The organism is Cupriavidus sp. SHE (assembly GCF_000812445.1).
In the GTDB taxonomy this organism is placed as follows: domain Bacteria; phylum Pseudomonadota; class Gammaproteobacteria; order Burkholderiales; family Burkholderiaceae; genus Cupriavidus; species Cupriavidus metallidurans.
This window is the reverse complement of sequence record NZ_JWMB01000050.1, coordinates 25,812-43,831: the sequence shown is the minus strand read 5'-3', so window position 1 is coordinate 43,831 and position 18,020 is coordinate 25,812. Positions and strand designations below refer to the sequence as shown.

14 protein-coding genes are annotated in these 18,020 nt (G+C 62.6%); 2 read left to right on the top strand and 12 right to left on the bottom strand.

Annotated elements, in window-relative coordinates:
• Positions 1-54: 54 nt before the first annotated feature.
• The 4 genes from RN01_RS24095 to RN01_RS24080 all read right to left on the bottom strand — a co-directional run bounded on the left by RN01_RS24095 (position 55) and on the right by RN01_RS24080 (position 6,171).
• A complete protein-coding gene (locus tag RN01_RS24095) occupies positions 55-1,914 on the bottom strand; it encodes an acyl-CoA dehydrogenase (RefSeq protein ID WP_024569842.1) in 1,860 nt (619 codons plus the stop codon).
• A 214-nt stretch (positions 1,915-2,128) separates the two neighbouring features.
• On the bottom strand, positions 2,129-3,307 hold the full coding sequence (locus RN01_RS24090) for an acetyl-CoA C-acyltransferase (protein WP_008650233.1): 1,179 nt from the start codon (positions 3,305-3,307) through the stop codon (positions 2,129-2,131).
• Positions 3,308-3,387: 80 nt separating this feature from the next.
• A complete protein-coding gene (gene pncA, locus RN01_RS24085) occupies positions 3,388-4,053 on the bottom strand; it encodes a bifunctional nicotinamidase/pyrazinamidase (RefSeq protein ID WP_017513995.1) in 666 nt (221 codons plus the stop codon).
• 36 nt (positions 4,054-4,089) lie between these two features.
• Positions 4,090-6,171 (bottom strand): 3-hydroxyacyl-CoA dehydrogenase NAD-binding domain-containing protein, encoded by a 2,082-nt coding sequence (locus tag RN01_RS24080; RefSeq protein ID WP_008650235.1) that lies wholly within the window; start codon positions 6,169-6,171, stop codon positions 4,090-4,092.
• Positions 6,172-6,637: 466 nt separating this feature from the next.
• Here RN01_RS24080 and RN01_RS24075 point away from each other — a divergent pair, with 466 nt between their 5' ends.
• Positions 6,638-8,119 carry an amino acid permease gene (locus RN01_RS24075; RefSeq protein WP_024569843.1) on the top strand — a complete coding sequence of 494 codons (1,482 nt, stop codon included), beginning with the start codon at positions 6,638-6,640 and terminating at the stop codon, positions 8,117-8,119.
• An 81-nt stretch (positions 8,120-8,200) separates the two neighbouring features.
• On the opposite strand, the gene RN01_RS34385 is transcribed toward RN01_RS24075, so the two are convergent.
• The 8 genes from RN01_RS34385 to RN01_RS24040 form a co-directional block, all read right to left on the bottom strand.
• Complete coding sequence (locus RN01_RS34385; RefSeq protein WP_017513996.1) at positions 8,201-8,341, bottom strand: hypothetical protein; 141 nt, start codon at positions 8,339-8,341, stop codon at positions 8,201-8,203.
• Between the two features lie 23 nt (positions 8,342-8,364).
• Positions 8,365-8,823 carry a hypothetical protein gene (locus tag RN01_RS24070; RefSeq protein WP_024569844.1) on the bottom strand — a complete coding sequence of 153 codons (459 nt, stop codon included), beginning with the start codon at positions 8,821-8,823 and terminating at the stop codon, positions 8,365-8,367.
• 346 nt (positions 8,824-9,169) lie between these two features.
• Entirely contained in the window at positions 9,170-9,883 is a 714-nt protein-coding gene (locus RN01_RS24065) for an ABC transporter ATP-binding protein (RefSeq protein ID WP_017515579.1), read from the bottom strand.
• Entirely contained in the window at positions 9,880-10,659 is a 780-nt protein-coding gene (locus tag RN01_RS24060; RefSeq protein WP_017515580.1) for an ABC transporter ATP-binding protein, read from the bottom strand. The genes RN01_RS24065 and RN01_RS24060 overlap by 4 nt, the downstream gene beginning before the upstream one ends.
• A complete protein-coding gene (locus tag RN01_RS24055; RefSeq protein ID WP_024569845.1) occupies positions 10,656-11,969 on the bottom strand; it encodes a branched-chain amino acid ABC transporter permease in 1,314 nt (437 codons plus the stop codon). Before RN01_RS24055 ends, RN01_RS24060 begins: the two co-directional genes overlap by 4 nt.
• 3 nt (positions 11,970-11,972) lie before the next feature.
• Positions 11,973-12,920 (bottom strand): branched-chain amino acid ABC transporter permease, encoded by a 948-nt coding sequence (locus RN01_RS24050; protein ID WP_017514775.1) that lies wholly within the window; start codon positions 12,918-12,920, stop codon positions 11,973-11,975.
• 106 nt (positions 12,921-13,026) lie between these two features.
• Positions 13,027-14,277 (bottom strand): branched-chain amino acid ABC transporter substrate-binding protein, encoded by a 1,251-nt coding sequence (locus RN01_RS24045; RefSeq protein WP_011516589.1) that lies wholly within the window; start codon positions 14,275-14,277, stop codon positions 13,027-13,029.
• 159 nt (positions 14,278-14,436) lie between these two features.
• On the bottom strand, positions 14,437-16,062 hold the full coding sequence (locus RN01_RS24040; RefSeq protein ID WP_024569846.1) for a 3-(methylthio)propionyl-CoA ligase: 1,626 nt from the start codon (positions 16,060-16,062) through the stop codon (positions 14,437-14,439).
• A 401-nt stretch (positions 16,063-16,463) separates the two neighbouring features.
• Between RN01_RS24040 and RN01_RS24035 the strand changes: the two genes are divergently transcribed.
• Entirely contained in the window at positions 16,464-18,014 is a 1,551-nt protein-coding gene (locus RN01_RS24035) for a YdiU family protein (RefSeq protein ID WP_029700208.1), read from the top strand.
• The last annotated feature ends 6 nt before the right edge of the window (positions 18,015-18,020 follow it).

The window sequence follows — 18,020 nt, the reverse complement described above, 5'->3', positions numbered from 1 at the left end:
ACGAAGCAAAGCGGCTCTGGCTAGACGCCAGAATTGCCTCTTAGCGGCTTGCGTTCAGAACCAGGCGTCCTGCATGTCGAGCGTCGTACGATCGAGCGATGCAAGCAGGTCGAGTTGCGGGTACACCTTCGGCAACTCGAAGTTGAAGAAGAACGCTGCCGCAGCCAGCTTGCCGCGATAGAAATCGGCATCCTCGCCCTTGGCGTTCGACAGCGCAGCATGCGCTACCAGCACCTGCTCAAGCCAGATCCACGCCATGACGACATGGCCAAATGCCTCCAGGTATACCGATGCGTTAGCCAGCGTGACATTCGAATCTCCGGCTGCCCACAGCGTGCGCGTGACCTCGGCCAGGCGCGCGGTGCCAGCGCCAAGCGCGCGGGCCTGCTCGCCCAGCGTCTTGTCACCCGTGGCCTGCGCCCGCCGGCAAGTGTCCTGCACGCGCTTGCCGAGCAACTGGAATGCGGCGCCGTCCTGCATCACCACCTTGCGGCCCAGCAGGTCCAGACCCTGAATACCGTGCGTGCCTTCGTGGATCGGATTGAGGCGATTGTCGCGATAGAACTGTTCGACGTTGTACTCACGCGTGTAGCCGTACCCGCCATGCACCTGGATGGCCAGGCTATTGGCTTCCAGGCACCACTGCGACGGCCAGCTTTTGGCGATCGGCGTGAGGATATCCAGCAGCAGCGACAGTTCGCGTTGCCGCTCGCCCTCGCCGGCCGCCTTGGCGGCATGCTCGTCGTCGACCAGCCGCGCGCAGTACAGGTTCAGCGCCAGACCGCCTTCGACGTAGCTCTTTTGCGCCAGCAGCATCCGACGGACGTCGGCATGTTCGACCAGCTTGACCTGCGGGCTCGCCGGATCCTTGCCCTGCGGGCCCACCGGGCGGCCCTGCGGACGATTGCGCGCGTAGTCCAGCGCGTGGAGGTAACCGGTATAGCCAAGTGCCACGGCGCCGAGGCCGACGCCAATGCGCGCCTCGTTCATCATGTGGAACATGCAGGCCAGGCCCTTGTGCGCTTCGCCGACCAGATAGCCGATCGCGCCGGCCTTGCCATTCGGGCGGTACTTCATGCCTTCGCCGAAGTTCAGCAGGCAGTTGGTGGTGCCACGGTAGCCCATCTTGTGGTTCAGGCCCGCCAGCACGACGTCGTTATGCTCGCCCAGCGAGCCATCCTCATTGACGAGGTACTTCGGCACGATGAACAACGAGATACCCTTCACACCCGGGATCAGCTTGCCATCCGGGCCCGGGATCTTGGCCAGCACGAGGTGGACGATATTGTCCGAGAGCTCGTGCTCGCCCGCCGAGATCCACATCTTGTTGCCGCGCAGCCGGTACTGCTGGCCCAACGGCGATTCGCCTTCGTAGTCGGCGCGGGTGGTGATGTCCGAGAGCGACGAGCCCGCCTGCGGTTCCGACAGGCACATCGTGCCAAAGAAGCGACCTTCCAGTTCGGGGCGTACGAACGTATCGATCTGTGCCGGGGTGCCGTGCGTGAGCAGCAGGTTCGAGTTACCGATCGTCAGGAACGGGTACGAGCTCGTGCCAACGTTGGCGGCCTTGAAGTAGGCGAACGCGGCCTTCTCCAGCGTGACGGGCAACTGCATGCCGCCGTACTCATAGTCCTGGCCGGCGGCCATCAGGCCCGCTTCGCAGAAGGCCTTCAGCGCGGTCTTGACTTCGGGAATGATCGTGACCGTCTCGCCATCGAAATGCGGCTCCTGGGCATCGCTTTTCTTGTTGTGCGGGGCGAACAGATCGGTGGCGATTTTCTCGCACGTATCCAGCGCGGCGTCGAACGTCTCGCGCGAGTGATCGGAAAATCGGGGAATCTGTGTCAGTTCCTCGGCCTTGAGCCATTCGTACAGAACGAAGTTGAGGTCACGACGGGAAAGAATCAGCGACATGGAATAGGAAGCTCCGGGCTGAAACGAAAGGCGGCTTGGCCTTCAGTATGCGGTGAGGGAAAAGCGCCCCTCTCCCGCCAAGCGGCAGAGGGGTTGGGGGAGCAGGCGCTGCGGCGCGGCTTGAGACGGATTGCCGCCTGAACCGAAAAGCCCGCTCCCCCGCCCCTCTCCCATTGCATGAGAGAGGGGGAATACAGTGTGCGCCCGAGATGCCTTACAGCACTTCGAACAGGCCGGCGGCACCCTGACCACCGCCGATGCACATCGTCACCACGACGTACTTGACGCCACGGCGCTTGCCTTCGATCAGCGCATGGCCGACCAGACGCGCGCCCGACACACCGTACGGGTGACCCACGGCGATCGCGCCGCCGTTGACGTTCAGGCGATCCATCGGGATGCCCAGCTTGTCGGCGCAGTACAGCACCTGCACGGCGAACGCTTCGTTCAGTTCCCACAGACCGATGTCGTCAACCTTCAGGCCAGCCTTCTTCAGCAGCTTCGGCACCGCGAACACCGGGCCGATACCCATTTCGTCAGGCTCGCAACCCGCCACGGCAAAACCGCGGAAGACGCCCAGCGGCTGCAGACCCTTGGCGGCGGCCACGCGTGCGTTCATCACGACGGCTGCCGAGGCGCCATCCGAGAACTGCGAGGCATTGCCGGCGGTGATCACGCCACCCGGCATGGCCGTGCGGATCTTCGACACGGCTTCCAGCGTGGTGTCGGCACGGATACCTTCGTCGGCGTCGATCGTGACTTCCTTCGTCATCAGCTGGCCGGTGGCCTTGTCGGCCACGCCTGCCAGCACCGTCATCGGCACGATTTCGTCCTTGAACTTGCCGGCTTCCAGGGCAGCGGCGGCACGCAGTTGGCTCTGCACGCCGTACTCGTCCTGGCGATCCTTACCGATGTTGTAGCGCTTGGCCACGTTCTCGGCGGTCTGCAGCATGCTCCAGTAGATCTCCGGCTTGTTCTTGTTCAGCCAGCTTTCCTGAATCATGTGGCGGTTCATGTCCTGCTGAACGCACGAGATCGACTCCACGCCGCCAGCGACGAAGATGTCGCCCTCATCGGCGATCACGCGCTGCGCGGCCATGGCGATGGTCTGCAGGCCGGACGAGCAGAAACGGTTCACGGTGGCGCCTGGCACGGTCACCGGGCAACCAGCGCGCAGGGCGATCTGGCGCGCGATGTTGGCGCCGGTGGCCCCCTCGGGGTTGGCACAACCCATCAGCACGTCTTCCACTTCACCGGCTTCGATCTTCGCGCGGGCGATGGCGTGCTGTACGGCATGACCGCCCAGGGTCGCGCCGTGGGTCATGTTGAAAGCGCCCTTCCAGCTCTTGGCCAGCCCGGTGCGGGCGGTGGATACGATGACTGCCTCGTTCATGTGTTGCTCCTCGGTATCTTGGTGTCTCTTGCAAACTTGCGAGAAATATTCGGTGTATTCGGCTTTCGTTGCGTGACGCTTCAGGATTCAGGGAGCCAGGGATTGTGCGTACCGGCACCAGACCGCAGTGCGTCGGCAGTCGCGCGACGAACACCGGCCGCAGCCAGTTCTCGCCATGCCCGGTCGAGCGATCCGTTCAGATCGATCGCGCGGCAGGCATCTTCCACGACCACCGCCTCGAAGCCCGCTGCGCGCGCGTCGAGCGCGGTCCAGGCCACGCAGTAATCCGTTGCCAACCCGACGCAGACCACCCGGCGAACGCCCTGCTCGCGCAGATAGCCAGCCAGTCCGGTCTTCGTCGTGCGGTCCGCCTCCATGAACGCGCTGTAGCTGTCCACGTTGGCGTGGTGACCCTTGCGGATCACCATCCGCGCGTGCGGGATGCGCAGGTCTGCATGCAGCGCGGCGCCGGGCGTGCCCTGCACGCAGTGATCGGGCCACAGCACTTGCTCGCCATACGGCAACATCATGGTCTGGAACGGCGCGGTACCGACATGGCTCGTGGCGAAGGACACATGACCGGCGGGATGCCAGTCCTGCGTCAGCACCACGTGCTCGAATGCCGGCGCCAACCGGTTGATGATCGGCACGACTTCATCGCCGCGCGGCACGGCCAGCGCGCCCCCCGGCATGAAGTCGTTCTGCACATCGATCACCAGCAGGCAATCCTGCGCGCCGTAGGCCATGATTCGCGTTATCCCTTTGCGTTCACGCGGTCGCGATCAGCCGTTGAAGCCCTTGCCCTCGTCTGCCAGCTTCTGCAGCAGCGGTGCCACCACCCACGCTTCGCCGTGGTAACCCTTGGCATAGCGCTTCATGGACTGGGCCACGTTGTACAGGCCGACCTGGTCCGCGTACAGCATCGGGCCACCACGGAACAGCGGGAAGCCGTAGCCGGTCAGGTAGACCATGTCGATGTCCGACGCCTTCGAGGCAATGCCTTCCTCCAGGATCTTGGCGCCTTCGTTCACCAGTGCAAACACCAGACGTTCGACGATTTCCTCATCCGAGATCTTGCGGCGCGTGATGCCGAGCTCCTTCGAGTGCTCGACGATCATGTCGTTGACCTGCTTGTTCGGGTACGGCTTGCGATCACCAGCCTTGTAGTCGTACCAGCCTGCGCCGGTCTTCTGACCGAAGCGGCCCATCTCGCAGAGCTTGTCGGCGGTCTTCGAGTACTGGATGTCCGGCTTGTCCACGGCGCGGCGCTTGCGGATCGCCCAGCCGATGTCGTTGCCAGCCAGATCGCCCATGCGGAACGGGCCCATGGCGAAACCGAACTTCTCGATGGCCTTGTCCACCTGCTCGGGCAGCGCGCCTTCGTCCAGCAGGTAGCCGGCCTGGCGGCTGTACTGCTCGATCATGCGGTTGCCGATGAAGCCGTCGCAGACGCCCGATACCACGGCCGTCTTCTTGATCTTCTTGCCGATCTGCATGACGGTGGCCAGCACGTCCTTGCCGGTCTTCTCGCCGCGCACCACTTCCAGCAGCTTCATCACGTTGGCCGGGCTGAAGAAGTGCATGCCAACCACGTCCTGCGGACGACGGGTGAACGAGGCAATCTTGTTGACGTCCAGCGTGGAGGTATTGGAGGCCAGGATCGCGCCGTCCTTCATCACTTCGTCCAGCTTCTTGAAGACGGTTTCCTTGACGCCCATTTCTTCGAACACGGCCTCGATCACGAGGTCTGCGTTCTTGATGTCGTCATAGGACATCGTGGTGGTCAGCAGGCCCATGCGCTGCTCGACCTTCTCTTGCGTCAGCTTGCCCTTCTTGGCGCTGTTCTCGTAGTTGCGGCGGATCGTGGCCACGCCGCGCTCCAGCGCTTCCTGCTTCATTTCCAGCATCGTCACGGGGATGCCGGCGTTCAGGAAGTTCATCGTGATGCCGCCACCCATCGTGCCGGCGCCGATCACTGCAACGCGTTCGATCTTGCGCACCGGGGTGCCTTCGGGCACATCGGGGATCTTGCTGGCAGCGCGCTCGCCAAAGAAGGCGTGACGCAGCGCGCGCGATTCCGGCGTGCCGACGAGGTACATGAAGCCATCACGCTCGTCCTTCAGGCCAGCCTCGAACGGCTTCAGCGAAGCCGCCACGGCATCCACACACTTCAGCGGGGCCGGGAAATTCTTGGCCACGGCAGCCACGGTATTGCGGGCGAAGGCCAGGAAGCCTTCGGCGTTCTCGTGGCGCACCTTCAGGTCGCGCACCTTCGGGTACGGTCCCGGCGCGGCAGCCACGCTCTGGGCGAACTTGACGGCGGCAGGCAGCACGTCGCCATCGACGATCTCGTCGAACAGCTTCGAACCGGCGAACTTCTCCGACGGAATCGCGGTGCCGGACACGATCATGTTCAGCGCGTGCTCCAGGCCGATCAGGCGCGGCAGGCGTTGCGTGCCACCAGCGCCCGGCAGCAGGCCGAGCTTGACTTCCGGCAGCGCGATCTGGGCGCCCTTGGCGGCCACGCGATAGTTACAGCCCAGTGCCAGTTCCAGGCCGCCACCCATGGCGACCGAGTGAATTGCCGCCACGATCGGCTTGGTCGAGGCTTCCAGGGCGCGGATCACCGAGTGCAGCGTCGGCTCCTGCGTGGCCTTGGGCGTGTTGAATTCGCGGATGTCGGCGCCGCCCGAGAAAGCCTTGCCGGCGCCGGTAATGACCACTGCCTTGACGGCCGCGTCATCCAGCGCACGGGTCAAGCCTTCGACGATGCCAAGGCGGGTGCTGTGACCGAGGCCGTTGACGGGGGGATTGTCGAGTGTGATGACGGCTACGCCGTCCTGAACCTGATACTGCGCTGTCATACGCGTTCCTTTGGTGTCTGGATTTTGTCTCGGGATTCGAATTCTCGAATGAAGGGGTACCGCCAGGACCGCGGGTTGATGGTGTTATGCCCCGCAATCCCTTGCCACACAAGCCATCCGGCTCGAAAGCGGATCAAGCATACACAAAATAGCACGGTCGTTCAATTTCATTTTTCGACCGCGCAAACCGCGTTATGCGCGGCCTTCATGCCGGCTTTGTCCGGCGTTCATGGTGATCCTGCGCGCGGCCCAAATCCCTCAGGGGGAACCCGTAGAGACATCTCTCCCCTATGCCTGCCACGCCACTTCCGAGACGAATTCGACACCCTGCACTACTTTATTTGATACACGCCTCGAATCCATCGAAAAAGGCACGGTAGACTCGCGCCTTTCGTTTTTCCGGGGTGATCCGGCCGGTCCACAAGACCTAGTCCAACCACGCCCCTCCGACGATCCAGCGACCCTGATGTCCCATCCACATCCCCATCAACACCCGGTCGTCGAGCACGACGACCTGCACCGCAAGCTCAAGGCGCGCCACCTGACGATGATCGCCCTGGGTGGCGCCATCGGCACCGGACTGTTTGTCGCCTCGGGCGCATCCATCGCACAGTCCGGCCCCGGCGGTGCCCTGCTGGCCTACTGCCTGATCGGCCTGATGGTGTACTGCCTGATGACCAGCCTTGGCGAGCTCGCGGTGCACATGCCCGTGGCAGGGTCATTCGTGACTTACAGCGCCCTCTACGTCGACGAGGGCTTTGGCTTCGCACTTGGCTGGAACTACTGGTTCAGCCTCGCTGTGACAATTGCCGTCGAACTGACGGCAGCCCAGTTGGTCATGCAGTACTGGTTCCCGGAGGTACCGGGCATCTACTGGAGCGCAGGCTTTCTGTCACTGATGTTCGCGCTCAATGCGTTCTCGGTGAAGGGCTTCGGCGAGGCCGAGTACTGGTTCGCCATGATCAAGGTTGTAACCGTCGTCGTTTTCCTGTGCGTGGGCGTGCTGATGATCCTCGGCATCCTCAAGGGTGGGCCACAATCGGGCTGGCACAACTTCACGACCGGCGAAGCCCCATTCGTCGGTGGCCTCCCCGGGCTGTTCGCGGTGGCGATGATCGCCGGCTTTTCATTTCAGGGAACCGAGACGGTCGGCGTGGCGGCTGGTGAAGCCGCGGACCCCGGACGCACGATTCCGCGCGCGATCCGACAGACGTTCTGGCGCATCCTGCTGTTCTATGTCGTTGCCATCCTGATCATTGGCGTGCTCATTCCGTATACCGACCCGAACCTGCTTCGCAATGACGTGACCGACGTTGGCGTCAGCCCGTTTGCACTGGTATTCCAGCACGCCGGGCTGGCTTTCGCCGCGGCGCTGATGAACGCCGTGGTGCTGACCGCGCTGCTCTCGGCGGGGACATCGAGCATGTATGTTTCGACTCGGATTCTCTATGGCTTGGCGGTCAGCCAGCGCGCCCCAAGGGCTCTAGCCAAGCTCACCCCGAACGGCGTGCCATTCAACGCGCTGCTGGTGACCACGGGCATCGGCGCGCTGTGCTTCTTCAGTTCACTGTTCGGCGACAAGGCCGTGTACCTGTGGCTGCTCAACACCTCGGCAATGACCGGATTCTTCGCGTGGCTCGGTATCGCCGTCAGCCACTATCGTTTCCGCAAGGGTCTGCTGTATCAGGGCTACAAGGTCAGCGATCTCGCCTACCGCTCTCCGCTCTATCCATTCGGCCCAATCTTCGCTGGCGTCCTGTGTCTCGTCATCGTGGGCGGCCAGAACTATCAGGCATTCACTGACATCCCTGGCCGTTGGCAAGAAATCGTCTCGACCTACATCGGTGTGCCAGTCTTCCTGGCGCTCTGGCTCGGCTACCGCATCGTACGCGGCTCGCGCATGATCGACTACGAAGACATGCCGTTTGAACTGGTAAAGAAGGAGTGATCGCCGACGCTTGCTGGCGTCACGGCACCGAAAGCGCTAGCGCCCGCATTGCGGGCGCTATTGCCAGAGGATCAAGATCACTCACTGGCTTCGCTTCAGCAGCTCATACATCGCCCCACCCATGGTTCCTATGGATACCAGCGTCAGAACGGTGAGAAAGCGATCCATGACCTTCGTGAAGAACACCTTGTCTTCATGCATCCTGCTGAGAAATCTAATCATAGGTACTCCTGTCGAGTTGGAAACTACGAGGGCAAGTGCGGCCTGATTAGGGCCACATAGCCCACAAAATGGACACCCCCGCTCATGCAGGTGAGCCAGATCCAGGAACGTGGGATCCTTTGTGCTTGCGAATGCGCGAGAACGTCACGCTGATGCGCATCCATGGTGGCAAACAGCACAAGCACGGATGCCGCAACGATCACCACCACGTGGATCGCCATGACAAACCAGATGTACTGCCGAAGAGCATTCGGCACACCGGGCACCTCGAGCGCGGTGGCCAGAAGGTGGCAGGCGCTCGCGCTCATCGGGATCACGGCCCAAAGCAATTGACCCCCTTTGATGGCGTGCCAGACGATGCCCCGGCAATGCGCACGAAAGAAGCTCGGGACGCGAGCCAAAGGCAGCAGTGCTAACGGTGCGCCCAACGGCAGCGCGACGTTGAACACAAACCAGCCGAATAGCTCGATGACCCCGTTCATATGAACCTTGAAGTGTGAGAATGGCGTGCCAGGCACGCGACCAGTGCGCCGACGCGCGTCGACGACACGGGCAATCCTAGGCATCGTGGCAACGAGGGCCAAGTGCCGGAGTCTCAAAATGATGGTGGGGTGGATTGCGATTGCGCGGGGTCAATCGCGCGGCGTCAGATCAACTCAGGGGGATGTGAACCCCAGCGCAGTCTGACGCGCATGGCAAAGCGCCTTTCTCACCCGGGTGAGAAAGGCGCTTTGAACCTACAGCAGTGGATTGAACAACAGCCGGGCCGGCCATCGAGGCGCGCCGCCGATATGTATCTGGCTTGGGATCTGAATCCCGGCCCAGCACCTACACCTCCAGCCACTCCTTCCGTATCTGCGCATTCGCCTTCAGTTCAACGGGGGTCCCCTCGAAGACGATATGGCCGTGGCCCATCACATAGACGCGCTGTGAAATGTCGAGCGCGATCGCCAGCTTTTGCTCGATCAGCAGCACCGAGATACCGCGCTCCTTGAGCGTCTTCAGGAAATCTCCCACCAGCGTGACGATCATTGGCGCGAGGCCCTCGGTCGGTTCGTCGATCAGGACCAGGTCCGGGTCGCCCATCAGCGTGCGGCACAGCGTCAGCATCTGCTGCTCGCCGCCAGACAGCACGCCGGCCGGCGTATTCTCTCGCTCCTTGAGCCTTGGGAACATCTGATACATATCCGCGACAGACCAGCGTGGCTTGGCCTGTCGGGGATTACGCTTCTCGCCGAGGGTCAGATTCTGCCGCACGGTCAGCGTCGGGAAGATGTCGCGATTCTCCGGCACGTAGCCGATCCCCGCATGCGCGATCTCGAACGTGCGGCGCCCGAGCATTTCCTCACCCCGGAACTTGACCGAGCCCTCCGCCTTCACCATGCCAAGTATTGCCTTGGCCATGGTCGACCGCCCCACACCATTGCGGCCGAGCAATGCGACGATTTCGCCCTGGTCCACATGCGCATCCACGCCGTGGAGGATATGGCTCTTGCCGTAGTAGGCGTGCAGCCCGGTGACATCCAGCATCCGCGTGCTCATCCGTGCGCTCCCTCGGTGGCCGGTTCATCCAGCGTGGTACCCAGATAGGCCTCCTTGACCTTGCGATTGTTCCGAATCGCCTCGGGTGTATCGGTGGCGATGACCTCGCCGTAGACCAGCACGGAGATCCTGTCCGCCAGGCCAAACACGACGCTCATGTCGTGCTCCACCATCACCAGCGTCTTGCCGACGGTGACCTTCCGGATCAGTTCCACGGCATGGTCAGACTCGGAACGGCTCATACCAGCCGTGGGCTCATCAAGCAGGATGACCTCGGCTCCGCCGGCGATCGTGATGCCGATTTCCAGCGCGCGCTGCTCCGCATACGTCAACAAGCCGGCCTGCGTATTGCGCCGATGCTCCATGCCGATCAGTTCGAGCACTTCCTCGGCACGCTCACGCGCGTCGCGCAATTCGGACAGGCGATGCCAGAACGAGTACTTATAGCCGAGCGACCAGAGCACCGCGCAACGCAGGTTCTCGAACACGGACAGCCGATGAAAGATGTTCGTGATCTGGAAGCTGCGCGAGAGCCCCATCCGGTTGATTTCGAACGGCCGCAGTCCGGCAATGCTCTGCCCGTTCAGCTTCACGCTGCCCGAGGTCGGCGCGAAACGGCCGGAGATCAGGTTGAACGTGGTGGACTTGCCCGCCCCGTTTGGCCCGATCAGCGCATGGCGCTCACCTTTGCCAATGGAAAGCGTGACGCCCCGGATAATCTCGGTCTGGCCGAATCGCTTGCGGACGTCGGAAAGTTCAAGTGCGGGCGTCGTCATGCGTGTCCTCCGGTTTGCGTCTGGATCGCATCGAGCTGTGCGCGAACCTGCCCCGCCGCCCAGCGCCACGCCGCATACCCCATTGCCCACAGCGCCGCAGCAACAATCCATGGCGCGAACGTGCCTGCATCGAAGCCGATGCCCACCAGCGACATTTCCGTGCCATTGGCGCTATCGACCTGCACCTTGTACACCATCTCGACCGTCAGGATCAGCGCTGCCAGCAGCACCGCACCGGCCACTGCAGCCCGCCCGTAGTACGGCAGCATCCGGCCGAACTGTTTCTTTGCGACCAGCGGCATCTGCATCATTAGCAGGCTGGCGATGCCGCCCGGCACGAACATCACCATCATCACGAAGAACAGGCCCAGGTAGAGCAGCCATGCCTTGGTCAGATCGGACAGTGCGACGGCGAACAGCGTGAACACGATGGCGCCAATCACCGGGCCGAAGAACACTCCCGCCCCGCCGATGAACGCCGCAAGCAACACGCCGCCCGAGCGCACGGCGCTGACGTTCTCCGCCGAGACAATCTCGAAGTTGATCGCTGACAGCGCGCCTGCGATGCCGGCGAAGAACGCCGACAGGATCAGCACCAAATAGCGCACCCGCTGCGTGTTGTAGCCGATGAACTCCACGCGCTCGGGGTTATCGCGCACGGCGTTGGCGATACGGCCCAGCGGCGTATGGGTCCACGCATACATCGCCACCATCGACAGCAGGCACCATGCGGCGATCAGGTAATACACCTGACGGCCGTGGCCATATGTGATGCCGAGGAACGGCTCGCCGACCACCCGGTTGGTCGAGATACCGCCCTCGCCACCGAAGAAGTCCGGGAACATCAGCGAACTGGCAAAGACCATCTCGCCAATCCCCATCGTGATCATGGCGAATGTGGTACCCGACTTCTTCGTGGTCACGTAGCCGAAGATCACGCCGAAGAACGCGCCGGCCAGCCCACCCACCAGCGGCAGCATCGACACCGGCAGCCAGACCTTGCCCGCGCCGATCATGTTCAGCACGTGCACCGCGATAAACGCGCCAAGCCCGGAATACACGGCGTGCCCGAACGACAACATGCCCGTCTGCCCAAGCAGCATGTTGTACGAAAGCGCGAAGATGATCATGATGCCCATCTGCGACAGCAGCGTCACCGCGAAGCCACCGCTGAAGATCAGTGGCATCACCAGCATCAGCACCACGGTCACGCTCCAAATCAGCCAGCGCAACAGGTTCATCGGGCGGTAGCGCATGGTCCGCCCCGTGACCACCGGATCGGAAGATTGTTGCATCGTCGTCGACTCCATCGCTCAGCTCTCCCGGGTACCCATCAGCCCGCGCGGGCGGAAGATCAGCATCACCACCATCAGCACGTAAGGCAGCACCGGCGCCACCTGGGCGACCGTGAGTTTCCAGAGCGAACTGAGCGGCGTGGCATCGGTGACTGTCATGCCAAGGCTGCCGAGCAGCCCGGCCATCGAGGCGTCGATCGTCACGGCGAAGGTCTGCAGCACCCCGATCAGGAGCGAAGCGATGAAAGCCCCCACGAGTGACCCCATGCCGCCAACCACGGCCACGACAAACACGATCGACCCGACCGCGGCCGCCATCGACGGCTCGGTCACGAACGCATTGCCGCCGATGACCCCAGCCAGACCGGCCAGTGCGGCACCGCCGCCGAAGACCATCATAAAGACGCGCGGCACGTTGTGGCCAAGGGCCTCGACCATCTCGGGATGGGTCAACGCCGCCTGGATCACCAGGCCGATGCGGGTACGTGTGAGCACCAGGTAGATCGCCACCAGCATCCCCAATGACACAAGCATCATGAACGCTCGGTACTTCGGGAACGACGAAGTGAAGACGGTGAAGAGCGGGCCATCCAGCACCTCGGGAATCCGGTACGGCACAGCGGCCAGGCCCCAGACGAGCTTGACGCCTTCCTCGATCAGATAGGCCAGCCCGAAGGTGAACAATAGTTCGGCGACGTGACCGAACTTATGGACGGTACGCAGGCCGAAGCGCTCCACCAGTGCCCCAGCGCCAGCCACCAGCAACGGCGCAAAAATCAGCGCGGGCCAGAAGCCCACCTTGGTGGCAATGGTGTAGGCGAAGTACGCGCCCAGCATGTAGAAACTGGCATGCGCAAAGTTCAGCACACCCATCATGCTGAAGATCAGCGTCAGCCCCGATGACAGCATGAACAGCAACAGCCCGTAGCTGACACCATTCAACAGCGAGATGACAAAAAATTCCACGGCAACTCCTCGGCACCGGAGCATGGCCCGACAAAATCCGCATTGTCCAGGGTTCCCGCGCGAACGGGAACCCTGATCTGCCCTTCCTTTTCTTTGTCTTCCCGACTTAGTTCGGCCGTTTCATCTGGCAGGAAGTCGGCTGCGCGGCCACGAACTGGTCGAGCTGCGCGTTGGTCTTCCAGCCATAGCCGGTGTTTTCCTGGTCAAACTTGATGTCCTTGCCGTTGACCTTGGTCCAGGTGGCCACCACCAGCGGTTGCTGGGCCTGATGGTCGGTGTTACGCATTTCCACCGTCCCGTTCATGCTCTCGACCTTCATCCCCTCCATCGCCTTGGCCACCTTGACCGGGTCCGTGGAACCAGTGTCCTTCATGGCCTTGGCAAGGAAGGCAACGCCAGAGTAGGCCGCCATCACATAGAAGTCGTCGTTGTACTTCTTCTTGAAGCCTTCGACGATGTCGCCACCCTTGAAGGTGGGATTGTTCGGGTTGTAGTAGCCGACGTACTTGACGTGCTCGGCGCCGGAGGCGCCCATCGCCGTCGGCACCCCGGTGGTGGCCGCGTAGTACGTGTAGTAGTTGACCGGCAGGCCGGCATCCTTGCCCGCCTTGATCAGCAGCGCAAGGTCGCTACCCCAGTTGCCGGTGATCACAGTATCGGCGCCCGACGCTTTGATCTTGGCCGCATACGGCGCGAAGTCCTTGACCTGCGCAAGCGGGTGCAGATCCTCGCCGACGATCTGGATGTCAGGACGCTTGCGCTTCAGGTATTCCTTTGCCGCGCGCGCCACTTGGTGGCCAAACGAGTAGTTCTGGTTGATCAGGTAGACCTTCTTGACGTTCGGGTCCTTGGCCAGGTACGTCGTCAGCGCCTCCATCTTCATGTCGGAGTTCGCGTCGAGCCGGAAATGCCAGTAATTGCACTTGCTGTTGGTCATGTCCGGGTCCACCGCGGCGTAGTTCAGGTAGACGATTTCCTTGCCCGGATTGCGCTCGTTGTGCTTGGCCACCGCGTCTTCCAGCGCCAGCCCCACGGCGGAGCCGTTGCCCTGGACGATATAGCGGATGTTCTGGTCCACAGCCTGCTTGAGGATGGTCAGGCTTTCCTGCGGCGACAGCTTGTTGTCAAACCCCACCACCTCAAACTTGTGCGCGCCCGCCCAGTTCTTCTGGTTAGCCACGTCGGCCACGTACTGCCAGCTCTTGAGCTGGTTCTGGCCCACGGGGGCCATCAAACCCGAAAGCGGATCGATAAACGCGATCTTCACCGTATCGGCTGCAGCCACTCCCGATACCAGCGCGGAACCCAGTGCCACAACTGCCGCCACCCCGGTTACCAGCGGACGCAACTTGGTCATACCTGTCTCCTTCACTTGTTGTCATTGGCGATGAGTGGCCGGCCACACCCTCCTCGCGTGGCCGGTCACCGGCGCGCGGACTCCTTTCCCTGAGCCCGCGCAAATGCCTGCTGCTACCTGATCAGATGAATATCCCGCTGCGGTCGACCTCGATCGGCCTCAGGCGGTGGGCAGCTTGTAGTCCTTGAGTTGCTCCCGCAACTTGAGCTTCTGCATCTTGCCGGTAGCCGTGAGCGGAATCTCGTTGACGAACAGCACATCGTCGGGAATCCACCATTTGGCGACCTTGCCCTCGAAGAACCCGAGCAGTTCCTCGCGCGTGATCTCCATGTTCGGGCGCTTGACCACCACTAGCAGCGGTCGCTCGTCCCATTTCGGGTGATACGCGGAGATGCAGGCGGCCATGTGCACGGCCGGATGCGCGGCAGCGACGTTCTCGACATCGATCGACGAGATCCATTCGCCGCCGGACTTGATCACGTCCTTGCTGCGGTCCGTGATCTGCATGTAGCCCTCTTCGTCGATCGTGGCCACGTCCCCGGTGGGGAACCAGCCATCCACGAGCGGGCTGTTGTCGTTGCGGAAGTAATGGTCGATGACCCACGGGCCGCGCACGTAGAGGTCGCCGAAGGCCTTGCCGTCCCACGGCAGTTCCTTGCCGTCACCGTCGACGATCTTCATGTCGACGCCATAGATCACGCGGCCCTGCTTCTCCACGATCTTGTGACGCGCCTCCTCAGGCAGGTCCAAATGGCGCGCCAGCAGCTTGCAGGACGTGCCCAGCGGCGACATCTCGGTCATGCCCCATGCGTGGATGACTTCCACGTCCAGCGCTTCGAGCGCGCGGATCATTGCGGGCGGCGCCGCCGATCCGCCAATCACGGTGCGGCGGAACGTCGAGAACTTCAGCTTGTTGGCCTGGACGTATTGCAGCAGGCCCAGCCAGACCGTCGGCACGCCGGCGGAGAAAGTCACGCCCTCCTGCTCGAACAACTCGAACAGCGAAGCACCGTCAAGCTTCGGCCCGGGCAGCACCAGCTTTGCGCCGACCAGCGGCACCGAGTACGGCAGGCCCCAGGCATTGACGTGGAACATCGGCACCACCGGCAGAATCACGTCGCGCGCGGAGCATCCGAGCGCGTCGGGCAGTGCCGAGGCGTACGAGTGCAACACCGTCGAGCGATGCGAATACAGCGCGCCCTTCGGGTTGCCCGTGGTACCGGACGTGTAGCAAAGGCTGGACGCCTGGTTTTCGTCGAACTGCGGCCACTCGTAGTTGCCGTCCTGGGCGTCGATCAGGTCTTCGTAGCAGATCAGGTCGACCTTCGACTCGGCCGGCATGTGGGCGCGGTCGGACATCATCACCCAGCCCTTCACGTTCGGGCAATGCGGTGCCACGCCCTCTACCAGCGGCAGGAACGTGCTGTCAAAGAACACGTATTTGTCGTCGGCATGATTGACGATGTAAGCGATCTGTTCTGGGAACAGGCGCGGGTTGATCGTATGACAGACGGCGCCCATGCCGGACACGCCGTAGTAAATCTCGAGGTGGCGATAGCCGTTCCAGGCCAGCGTGCCAACGCGTTCGCCCTGCTGCACGCCCAGCGCGCCAAGCGCCTGTGCCAGCTTGCGCGCGCGCAGTTCGCAATCGCGGTAGGTATAGCGATGCAGGTCGCCTTCGGTTCGTCGCGAGACGATTTCGGTGCTGCCGTAGTAGCGCGCAGCGTGCCGGATGATGGAGGAAATGAGCAACGGTGCGCTCATCATTTGTCCCATCAAAGCCATGAAACTGTCTCCAGTCTTGAATGATCAGTCTGAAAAACGAACAATCGTGCTAATTTTTGGCCGATTGCTCCCATACTCCGCGAAAACAGAAACCGGTGACACTTATGTGTGATGGATCGCGCGAGCGCCGCGCTCGATGGCAGCGCTCCGGCCCCTGTCATGCATAGGATTGATGTCCGCTATTTGCATCGCTATTTGCGTGGTCTGCGATACAGCGGAGACCCTTGGGCTACAGGGGGAAACCGGTGCAAGTACAATACTGCGAGGCCAGATGTGTCTCAATATGTCGTTTTCCCCTAGCACCATGCACTTGATGCATGTGCACTCATACTGGGCATTCGGCAGCGCCATCATTGAGCGGTCTGATCGATGCGGAGCCCTGCCATTTTTGGCTGCCCCTGATGCCCAACGAACCCACTGACGTCTTGCCCCCGACCTCCTTCAACGTACCTTTTGGCACGCGCCCCGGCATTGCCGCGCTCGGCGAGCGCTTCTTCACGCGACTCAGCCCGACGCCACTGCCTTCGCCTTACCTTGTCAGTGTCGCGCCAGCCGCTGCGGCGCTGCTGGGCTGGAACGAGACGAACCTGCAGGATGCGGTCAAGGACCCGGCCTTCATCGACAGCTTCGTCGGCAACGCGGTACCGGACTGGGCGGACCCGCTGGCCACCGTTTACTCCGGACACCAGTTTGGCGTCTGGGCCGGGCAGCTCGGCGATGGCCGCGCGATCCGGCTGGCCGAAGCGCAAACGCCAGGCGGCCCGTGGGAGATCCAACTGAAGGGGGGTGGACTTACCCCCTACTCTCGTATGGCAGACGGCCGCGCGGTCCTGCGGTCCTCGATTCGCGAATACCTGTGCTCCGAGGCCATGTACGCGCTGGGCGTGCCGACCACTCGGGCGTTGTCGATCATCGGCTCCGACGCGCCGGTACGTCGCGAAACCATCGAGACCTCTGCCGTGGTCACGCGGCTGGCGCCAAGCTTTATCCGTTTCGGGCATTTCGAGCACTTTGCCGCGCGTGAAGACCATGCGTCGCTCCGTCAACTGGCCGATTTCGTCATCGACAACTTCTACCCAGCCTGCCGGGACGCCGCGAATCCGTACCAGGCCCTGCTGCGCGAAGTGTCCCTGCTAACGGCCGACATGGTCGCCCACTGGCAAGCAGTGGGCTTCTGCCACGGGGTGATGAACACCGACAACATGTCGATCCTGGGCCTGACGATCGACTACGGCCCATTTGGATTCCTCGACGCATTCGACGCCAATCACATCTGTAACCACTCCGACCAGCAGGGCCGCTACGCTTACAGCCAGCAGCCACAGATCGCCTTCTGGAACCTGCACTGCCTGGCACAGGCGCTGCTGCCGCTCTGGCGCGACGCCAACGCGGCAGACCCCGAGGTCGAGAAGGCAGCCGCGGTGGAAGCCGCGCGTGAGGCGCTCGACCCGTTCCGTGACCGCTACGCCGAGGCATTCTTCCGTCACTATCGCGCCAAGCTCGGCCTGCGCGCCGAACAGGAGCAAGATGAGACGCTGATGACCAATCTGTTCCGCGTGCTTCACGAGAATCGCGTGGACTACACATTGTTCTGGCGCAATCTTTCGCGCGTTTCCTCGCTGGATAACTCGCACGACGCACCGGTACGCGACCTGTTCCTCGATCGCGCGGCCTGGGATGCGTGGGCAGCTGAGTACCGCGCCAGGCTCCAGAGCGAGCAGTCGGACGATGCGGCACGCACGACCGCCATGCTGGCCACGAATCCGAAGTACGTCCTGCGCAACCATTTGGCCGAGACGGCAATCCGCGCCGCGCGCGACAAGGATTTCTCCGAAGTGGACCGCCTGCTGGCCGTATTGTCGAAGCCATTTGACGAACAGCCCGAAGCCGAGCCATATGCAAAGCTGCCGCCCGACTGGGCCTCCGGCCTTGAAGTCAGCTGCTCGTCGTAATCCAGA

What these genes read in the sequence shown, in the direction of transcription:
- RN01_RS24090 (WP_008650233.1), bottom strand. Translation starts at nt 3,307, where the DNA reads ATGAACGAGGCAGTCATCGTATCCACCGCCCGCACCGGGCTGGCCAAG.
- RN01_RS24035 (WP_029700208.1), top strand. Translation starts at nt 16,464, where the DNA reads ATGCCCAACGAACCCACTGACGTCTTGCCCCCGACCTCCTTCAACGTA.
- RN01_RS34385 (WP_017513996.1), bottom strand. Translation starts at nt 8,341, where the DNA reads ATGATTAGATTTCTCAGCAGGATGCATGAAGACAAGGTGTTCTTCACG.
- RN01_RS24080 (WP_008650235.1), bottom strand. Translation starts at nt 6,171, where the DNA reads ATGACAGCGCAGTATCAGGTTCAGGACGGCGTAGCCGTCATCACACTC.
- RN01_RS24055 (WP_024569845.1), bottom strand. Translation starts at nt 11,969, where the DNA reads ATGGAGTCGACGACGATGCAACAATCTTCCGATCCGGTGGTCACGGGG.
- pncA (WP_017513995.1), bottom strand. Translation starts at nt 4,053, where the DNA reads ATGGCCTACGGCGCGCAGGATTGCCTGCTGGTGATCGATGTGCAGAAC.
- RN01_RS24040 (WP_024569846.1), bottom strand. Translation starts at nt 16,062, where the DNA reads ATGGCTTTGATGGGACAAATGATGAGCGCACCGTTGCTCATTTCCTCC.
- RN01_RS24070 (WP_024569844.1), bottom strand. Translation starts at nt 8,823, where the DNA reads ATGAACGGGGTCATCGAGCTATTCGGCTGGTTTGTGTTCAACGTCGCG.
- RN01_RS24095 (WP_024569842.1), bottom strand. Translation starts at nt 1,914, where the DNA reads ATGTCGCTGATTCTTTCCCGTCGTGACCTCAACTTCGTTCTGTACGAA.
- RN01_RS24065 (WP_017515579.1), bottom strand. Translation starts at nt 9,883, where the DNA reads ATGAGCACGCGGATGCTGGATGTCACCGGGCTGCACGCCTACTACGGC.
- RN01_RS24045 (WP_011516589.1), bottom strand. Translation starts at nt 14,277, where the DNA reads ATGACCAAGTTGCGTCCGCTGGTAACCGGGGTGGCGGCAGTTGTGGCA.
- RN01_RS24075 (WP_024569843.1), top strand. Translation starts at nt 6,638, where the DNA reads ATGTCCCATCCACATCCCCATCAACACCCGGTCGTCGAGCACGACGAC.
- RN01_RS24060 (WP_017515580.1), bottom strand. Translation starts at nt 10,659, where the DNA reads ATGACGACGCCCGCACTTGAACTTTCCGACGTCCGCAAGCGATTCGGC.